Raw genomic sequence first — 6,685 nt, 5'->3', positions numbered from 1 at the left:
CGTGGTGCTTGATCCGTGCATTGATTCACAGCGGTAGAGTTGTGCAAACAGCCTTTCACTTCTGAGCGTTCCTGACTGAGGAATAGTCCAAGAGTCAAACACTCCAGACTTCAGAGCTATGAACTTATGCTCTGAGCAGTCATAGGGATGAAGGTGGCCATCAGATTGGACTCTCCAAGGACTCTCAAGTTCGTGGGATGCCGCGCTGGGTGCCACAGCCGCGCACAGCCTGTGAGCCTCCTGCGGCCAAGCCAGGAGCCGGGGCGGCACCTCACCCCCGCTAAGCGTCCTCAAGGTGCCGCCCTAATTGGGCGGCACCCACCTGGCTTCGTCAGTCAGCCGTTACGCTGGTGAGCGACGGACTCTCTGGCCAGGCGTGCACGCGCTGGGGCTGAACTGGTCGGCTGGGGTCTTCCCACAGGGTGCCGTACAGCCGGCCTGGCGTCGTTTGAAACATCACCCCATCGGGCACGGCCAGGTCCGATGTCCCTGTATTGCCGCCCAGCTTCTTGTACATCGCCTCCGCTTCGGTGAGGTACTTGTCCCAGTCCGCTTCGGGAATCCCGATTTTGGCCAGCTGATCCTGGTAGAGCACCAGGAATGAATTGAACGACAGATTCTTGACGTTGACACTCGACTTGTACGCCACAATCGCCATGCACGTCTCAATCTGGGAGGTGATGCCCTGCGCCTCGATCTGCCGCGACCACGCCCGGATGTCGAAGCGCACCATCCCGAACTTCTGCACCACGATGTAGTAGCTTTTCATTTCCTGCTGGCTCCCCGAACCGGCGCCGATGATCGCTTCAAGACCGGTGGTTACCAGGCTGGCAATCCCGTCGAGAATGTCTCCCGACCCCCCGCTCAGGAACTTCTTCAGAGCGCCAGTGACTTCCCCGGCAATCTTGCCCGCGTCCTGCTTGACGTAGGCGCGGTACTCGGTGTGATTGGCCAGGATTTCCGTTACCGGAACGGTTCGGTTCTCCACGGTGCCGGCAGTGCGCAACTCAGTCTCGATCCGCTCGGTAAACATCGCCACTTTCTGTTCGGAGAGCTCAGACAGCAGGTTCAGGAGCAGGGTGATGTCTTTCTTCTTGTCGGGCGTTGGGTCCAGCGCATTGATGGCGTTTTTCAGTGGGGCCATGGGTGATTCCTCCTCAGGTGTGTGTTGGGGACCGCCGGTGGATGGGGGCGGACGGCCTCCTGTCGACCTGCAGGCCAGGCGGTCAGGCCGGTCTGTCCATGAAGCCGAGGCAGCAACTCAGGTCTTCGCGAGAAGCAAAGAACTTCCTCGTCTGTCTCAAGCTGATCTGAAAGGCATGGATCAAATCGGGGCGTACCCCATCCTCTTCTCCTGCGCCACAGGTGAAGTCAGTTCACTCTGGCTCTAGAGCAGCTGCCTTGAGGCGCTTCTTTCAGATCAGCAACATCAAAGCTCAGGTCATCGTCTGGATGTACGAGGTCTGATTGGCCGGCTGTGGCTGATTGAAGGGTCCCGTGGGAACCGCACTCCACCCCTGGTTGACGTAGTTCTGCCGGTTGACGTAAGCAATAATGGTGCCCGTCACCGGCACAGGCGCCGCCGCAATGAGATTGTGCCCGATGATCAGTTCCCGGGTGCCCTCGCTGTCCACGCCGACGTAGCCGTACCCGATGCTGCCCAGGTCGGTAATGACCTGCCCAGTGTCTGGGAGATTCAAGCCCAGGTTCGCGGCTTCCTGGCGCAGGTGCTGGGCCTTGATGTCACCAGGAATGGTGGGGTCGCCGTAGCTCGTGCCAGTGGCAAAAATAACCGGCAGTATCTGAGGCAGCGCGGCGGTCCAGAGGGAACCGACCCCATTTTCCAGTTCGATGTAGCCGACAGAGTGGTCAGTGGTGGACCCGAAGTACACGCCACTCCACTGGCCTCCACTGGGCGGCCCAGCCGGCAAGAAATTGACGCTGTTGGCGCCGCGGAAGGCGATCGTGCCCTGAGCGGGCAGTTGCCGGAGAACAGCAGTCCAGGTCATGTGGAACGCTCGGAGCAGGCGGAAGGGGGAAGGCGGGAGACGACGACAGGATGACGGTGCATGATGAACCTCCGCAGCGAAGGCAGTCGCTGATCCCAGCGTGGCCAGCACAGTGGGTGGGGCGCGCTGGGATGAGACCACGGTAGGCCCGCCGGCGTTAACGCCCCGTTAGTGCGGAGGGCGCGAATGACGTCACAGAGAGGTGAGTCTCGGTCGTCAGGCCACACATTTAAGATTCAAAATCAGAATTTTACAATTTTGCACATATGAAATGATGCCCTTTCAAAACCTTATCCGTGCATCTAGCTGTACAGTAGATCAATGATCATCACTGTCGCAGGCTTTAAAGGTGGAGTCGCCAAAACGACCACCTCCGTTCATCTGGCGGCCTATCTCCAGAACTCAGCCCCTACTCTGCTGGTGGATGGTGATGCCAACCGGAGTGCATCGCTCTGGGCCTCGCATGAGGGCCTGCCCTTTACCGTGGTGCCCGAAGCCCAGGCCATGAAGTTCTCGCGGCAGTTTGAACACATCGTCATCGATACCGGGGCCCGGCCGTCGGGTGACGAGCTGCGCGACCTGGTGGGTGGCTGTGACCTCCTGGTGCTTCCAACCAACCCTGAAGCCATGAGCCTGGACGCTCTCCTCCAGACAACCGAAGCCCTCCAAAGTCTGGGTGGACAGTACCGGATTCTCCTCACGTTGGTTCCGCCCAGCCCTTCACGCGAAGGTGATGAAGCCCGTGCGCTTCTGGAGGGGGAAGGCCTTCCAGTCATGACGGCGTCTATTCGGCAGACCTCCGCGTTTCGGCATGCCAGTGCTCAGGGCGTGCCTGTCTACGCAGTCAAAAACTCAAAGGCAGCCAAACTGGCGTGGTGGGACTACGAACGCGCCGCACAGGAGATCGTGGCGGCCATTGGAGAGCAGGCGTGACGGGCAGCAAGTTCTCTGGCCTGCGGACCATGCGTGAGCGCCGGGAGCGTGAGATCGAAGCAGAGGCCCCCGCCCCTCCCCTGCCGGCTCCTGAAGAGCCGCGGCGCCGGGTGGGTCGTCCGCCAGGTAAGCGTTCCAACCCGGACTATCAGCAGGTCACGGTGCTCCTGCACGGTCCGACTTACCTGGAGGTCCGCAAGCGCCTGCTGGACGAGCGCAAAGAGGTCAGTACCCTGGTCAACGAACTGCTGGATGAATGGTTAAAAAGATAAAAGTGCAAAATTTTAGAATTTTGCACAGCCGAAATGATATACTTTGACACAGAGGAGACCTGTGTGAGCCGTCAACGCGCCCAAAAGAAGTACGCCACAGTCTGGGATCCCGTCGCGCGCCGCAGCGTCCGTGTACACCGCCTCAGGGCGGCTGAAGCCCTAGGTTGGCCTCTGCTGCCCGGTGAGGTCGTCCACCATCTGGACGGCAACTCGCTGAACAACACCCGGGACAACCTGCTGGTTCTGCGCAGTCAAAGACACCACGCTTCCCTGGAGCAGTACCTGCGCCGCGCCCGGCATGGTCAACCCACCCTGTTTCCTGATCTGCTGGAGGCTTACCGGCCGGGCGCGCAGGGGACTCTCTTCCAGTTCGTCACCTGAGAGGCTGGTGCTGCCCAGGTCAGGTCAGCCGAGCAATGTCACGCAGGCGCCGAATGATGAGGTCCTCCCGGGCCTGGCTGGCGGGGTCGGGCAGCAGGTGGTAGGCCAAGGTGTCGAGGAAGGCAGGCTCAGCCAGGAGGTTCTGGGCCGCTTCGACCAGAAACGCTTTGACCTCCGGATCGCTCGCCCTAACCTCTGTCAGGAGTTCAGAGCGGCCGTCAAGCACAGACACGACGTCGCTGATGTCATGGCTCATCCCGTAATCGCCCTCACCGCGCCCTCTAAAGGCCACCAGTTTGGTTGCCAGGAAATAGGGAGCCGTGATGACCCGAACGCGCCCGCCGTCCGGAAGACTCCACCACTCGGCATGCCGAATCGCCGGCAGGTACCAGGGGTTGCTGAAGCCCAGAACCTGCTCGTCGGTCGGCATTACGTCCAAGACCAGTTCCCCACTGCGGAAGCGGCAGATGGGGGCGCCTTCGGTGGTGTCTTCGTAGAACCCTTGCTGGTTGAGTGCTTCGGTCAAGTGAACGTAACCGACTCGGCTCGTCTCGACAATGGCGTCGATATCAGTGGTCGCCCGGACATCAGCCGCTGCGGTGTCGGTGATGAACAGGGCCGTCGTGCTGCCCCCGACAAACACCATCTGTTCAGCGAGGTGCCCAAGGCGGCGGACCGTCTCGCTCAGCCGCCGCAGGTTCTCTGCGTTGCTCACGGGGACACCGGCATTAGCAGGCGTTCTTCCAGAAGCCCGGTGGCCAGGTGCCGTTCACGGGTGCTCCCGCCCCGGAGGGCATCGATGAGCGCGAGCCATTCGTAGAGCCCAGGGTCCTGACGGGCCGCGAAGGGGACGGACCGGTAGAGCGGCTGGAAAGCCTGACCACGAACTGGGCCATCTGGATCTGGCCACACGGGCGGTGGGTCATTACCCTGCACGATCAGCTCGTTCAGTGGAGGAGCAGCGTGGGCGGTAGGAAAGCCCCTGGTCAACTCGCCCCGTTCAGCAGGAAGGAAGTAAGGCACGCCGTACCGGAGCACGTCACGGACTGCAGTGCGGATGGGGACGGCTTCGCCTTTGACGAGGCGGGAATGCTTGAGCCGCTTGATCCCAGCGTGGACTTCGGATGTGCTCATGCCGAGGGCGAGGGCAACCTGGCTATGGGTGGTCCAGCCCGACTGAAGAAGTTTGAGAAGGACGAGGAGATCCTGAGGCTTGAGCACATCCAAAGTATATTCGCTATTCGCGAACAGCGAATAGAAAGACCTATCTAGGCGCCTTTCAGCTCATTTTCAAACCTAAATCCCCTATCCTTCTGGTAAACAGAATTACCAAAAAGATAAAGAGGCTGGAACGGGGAGTCACTATTTTGAGTACTTTGTTAGGTAAAATAAGTACTATGTCGCAGCCTCAATACTATAATTTGAAGATTCAGGCACAGGGTCGCTTAGTCGTCCCTACAGCTGTCCGGGCTGACTTGAAGGTTGAAGAAGGGGATGAGGTGTTGTTGGTCAAGGATGCCCAGGGTTACCACCTCACGACTCGGCTGGCCCTGATTGAGGCGGCCACCGGGAGCCTTGCTCGGCATGACCAGCGCAACTTGACTCGGGAGCTGTTGGATGACCGGAGCCAAGAAGCGGCAGAAAGAGGCTGGTGACAGGTCTGCTTTTAGATGCCAGCGCTGTTATCGCTTTGTGGCGGAAAGAGCCTGGCTATGAAGCCGTGCGCGCGGCTCTGACGAGCCGAGCCTGTCAGGTGAGCAGCGTGACCCTGACCGAACTGGAGGGCAAGCTGGTCGGCAAAGGGGACTACACTCATGGGCAAGTGCAAGCTGTGTGGGGCCATTTGGCACCCCTGGTCTCCGAACTAGCATTTGATGCTGCCTGTCGGGCACGGGCCACCTTTTATTACGCGCGCAAAAATCCGTACAGCCTGAGTCTTGGTGACGCGGCCTGTCTAGGGACAGCCGAAGCACATGGGCTGGCTGTGCTGACGGCAGAACAGAACTGGGCTCGCCTGCCGGACCTTCCCTTCGTAGTGGAGTTGATCCGGTGACGCTGGAGCTGTACAGGCACGGACAACTTGCGCCGTCCCGGGCTTGGGTAGCTTTGGCGCCAGAGGAACGTCGGCGCCGGACTGTGGCGGCCGTGGCAGAACGCGATGTAGCCACCTTACTGGACCTGCTGGAAGCACACCATGTCCGGACGCATGGGCATGTGAGCCTAGAGGGTTCTGGCAACTTAACCTCGGCGGGGCCGAAGGATCCCAGCAGGCGGCTTGATTCTCAAGCCGCCTGCTGCATCACCTCTCGCCAGCGAAGCAGGGCTGCGGACTGATGGCTTCGTCTGAGGGCGGCGGGGACCGTGGTCCGGGTGTGGCGGTGGAGGTTCGAGACTCGGGCGTGCAGGGCCAGGAATTCTTGAGTCCGTTTTCGTCGTTTGAAGCCGAGCTGAGCACGTTCCTGCTGCCGAGTCAGGCGATGCGACTGTTCAATCAGGTTGTTGCAGCGGGCGGTGGAGACGACCTGAACGTGCTCCACGGTGTGGAGCACGGGAAGCTGACGCAGCGCCGCCCCGTAGCTCCACAGCTTGTCGGTGTGAATGGCCTCTGGGACGCGATATTCACCGAGTATGCGGATAAAAAAGGACTTGGCCGCCTCGGTATCTCGATGTTCCTGAAGGAGGATGTCGAGTATGGCTCCGTATTCGTCAACCGCGCGCCACAACCAATGCCCCACCCCACCGACCTTGACGTAGACCTCATCCAGATGCCACCGAGAACCCCGGCGGAGTTCTCGGTGGCGCAGTTCTTCGGTGAGGATGGGTGCGAATTTGATGTTCCATTGCCGCAGAGTTTCGTGGCTGACCTGAACACCGCGCTCGTGGAGCAGTTCCTGAACGTCACGCTGGCTGAGCGGGAAGCGGTGGTAGAGCCGTAGGGCGTAGCCGATGACGCTCAGGGGAAAACGATGGCGGTACGGTTTCCGGTCAGTCACAGCTCACCAGCCTACCGAGGTTAAGTTGCTAGAACCCCTGTGAGAGTCATCCACGCATCACGGCCTTTCGCCAACGCGCTCAGGAAGTTCTGCACCC

Annotated in this window: 9 protein-coding genes; 4 read left to right on the top strand and 5 right to left on the bottom strand. The window is 60.4% G+C overall.

Annotated features, from left to right (window positions below; genetic code table 11):
• Positions 1-331: 331 nt before the first annotated feature.
• Both K7W42_RS15740 and K7W42_RS15735 read right to left on the bottom strand, forming a co-directional pair.
• On the bottom strand, positions 332-1,144 hold the full coding sequence (locus K7W42_RS15740) for a hypothetical protein (RefSeq protein WP_224575793.1): 813 nt from the start codon (positions 1,142-1,144) through the stop codon (positions 332-334).
• Between the two features lie 292 nt (positions 1,145-1,436).
• Complete coding sequence (locus K7W42_RS15735) at positions 1,437-2,009, bottom strand: hypothetical protein (RefSeq protein WP_224575792.1); 573 nt, start codon at positions 2,007-2,009, stop codon at positions 1,437-1,439.
• 321 nt (positions 2,010-2,330) lie between these two features.
• On the opposite strand from K7W42_RS15735, the gene K7W42_RS15730 reads away from it, so the two are divergent.
• From K7W42_RS15730 to K7W42_RS15720, 3 genes are all read left to right on the top strand, one after another.
• A complete protein-coding gene (locus tag K7W42_RS15730) occupies positions 2,331-2,942 on the top strand; it encodes a ParA family protein (protein ID WP_224575791.1) in 612 nt (203 codons plus the stop codon).
• A complete protein-coding gene (locus tag K7W42_RS15725) occupies positions 2,939-3,214 on the top strand; it encodes a hypothetical protein (RefSeq protein ID WP_224575790.1) in 276 nt (91 codons plus the stop codon). Before K7W42_RS15730 ends, K7W42_RS15725 begins: the two co-directional genes overlap by 4 nt.
• Positions 3,215-3,277: 63 nt before the next feature.
• Positions 3,278-3,595, top strand: coding sequence for an HNH endonuclease (locus K7W42_RS15720; protein ID WP_224575789.1), 318 nt, complete (start codon positions 3,278-3,280; stop codon positions 3,593-3,595).
• Positions 3,596-3,614: 19 nt separating this feature from the next.
• Here the strand turns inward: K7W42_RS15720 and K7W42_RS15715 are convergent, their stop codons facing one another.
• Positions 3,615-4,310, bottom strand: coding sequence for a hypothetical protein (locus K7W42_RS15715; protein WP_224575788.1), 696 nt, complete (start codon positions 4,308-4,310; stop codon positions 3,615-3,617).
• Entirely contained in the window at positions 4,307-4,729 is a 423-nt protein-coding gene (locus K7W42_RS15710; RefSeq protein ID WP_224575787.1) for a hypothetical protein, read from the bottom strand. Before K7W42_RS15710 ends, K7W42_RS15715 begins: the two co-directional genes overlap by 4 nt.
• Before the next feature lie 517 nt (positions 4,730-5,246).
• Between K7W42_RS15710 and K7W42_RS15705 the strand changes: the two genes are divergently transcribed.
• The gene (locus K7W42_RS15705; RefSeq protein ID WP_224575786.1) at positions 5,247-5,648 is read left to right on the top strand and encodes a PIN domain-containing protein; all 402 of its coding nucleotides are present in this window, start codon (positions 5,247-5,249) and stop codon (positions 5,646-5,648) included.
• Between the two features lie 229 nt (positions 5,649-5,877).
• Here K7W42_RS15705 and K7W42_RS15700 read toward each other — a convergent pair whose 3' ends face one another.
• Positions 5,878-6,588: an IS6 family transposase gene (locus K7W42_RS15700; protein WP_224575785.1), complete on the bottom strand. Its 711-nt coding sequence runs from the start codon at positions 6,586-6,588 to the stop codon at positions 5,878-5,880.
• Between the last annotated feature and the right edge of the window lie 97 nt (positions 6,589-6,685).

Source organism: Deinococcus betulae (assembly GCF_020166395.1).
GTDB lineage: Bacteria > Deinococcota > Deinococci > Deinococcales > Deinococcaceae > Deinococcus > Deinococcus betulae.
Note: the sequence above shows the minus strand (reverse complement) of the source record. Positions and strands in the feature narration are given on the sequence as shown.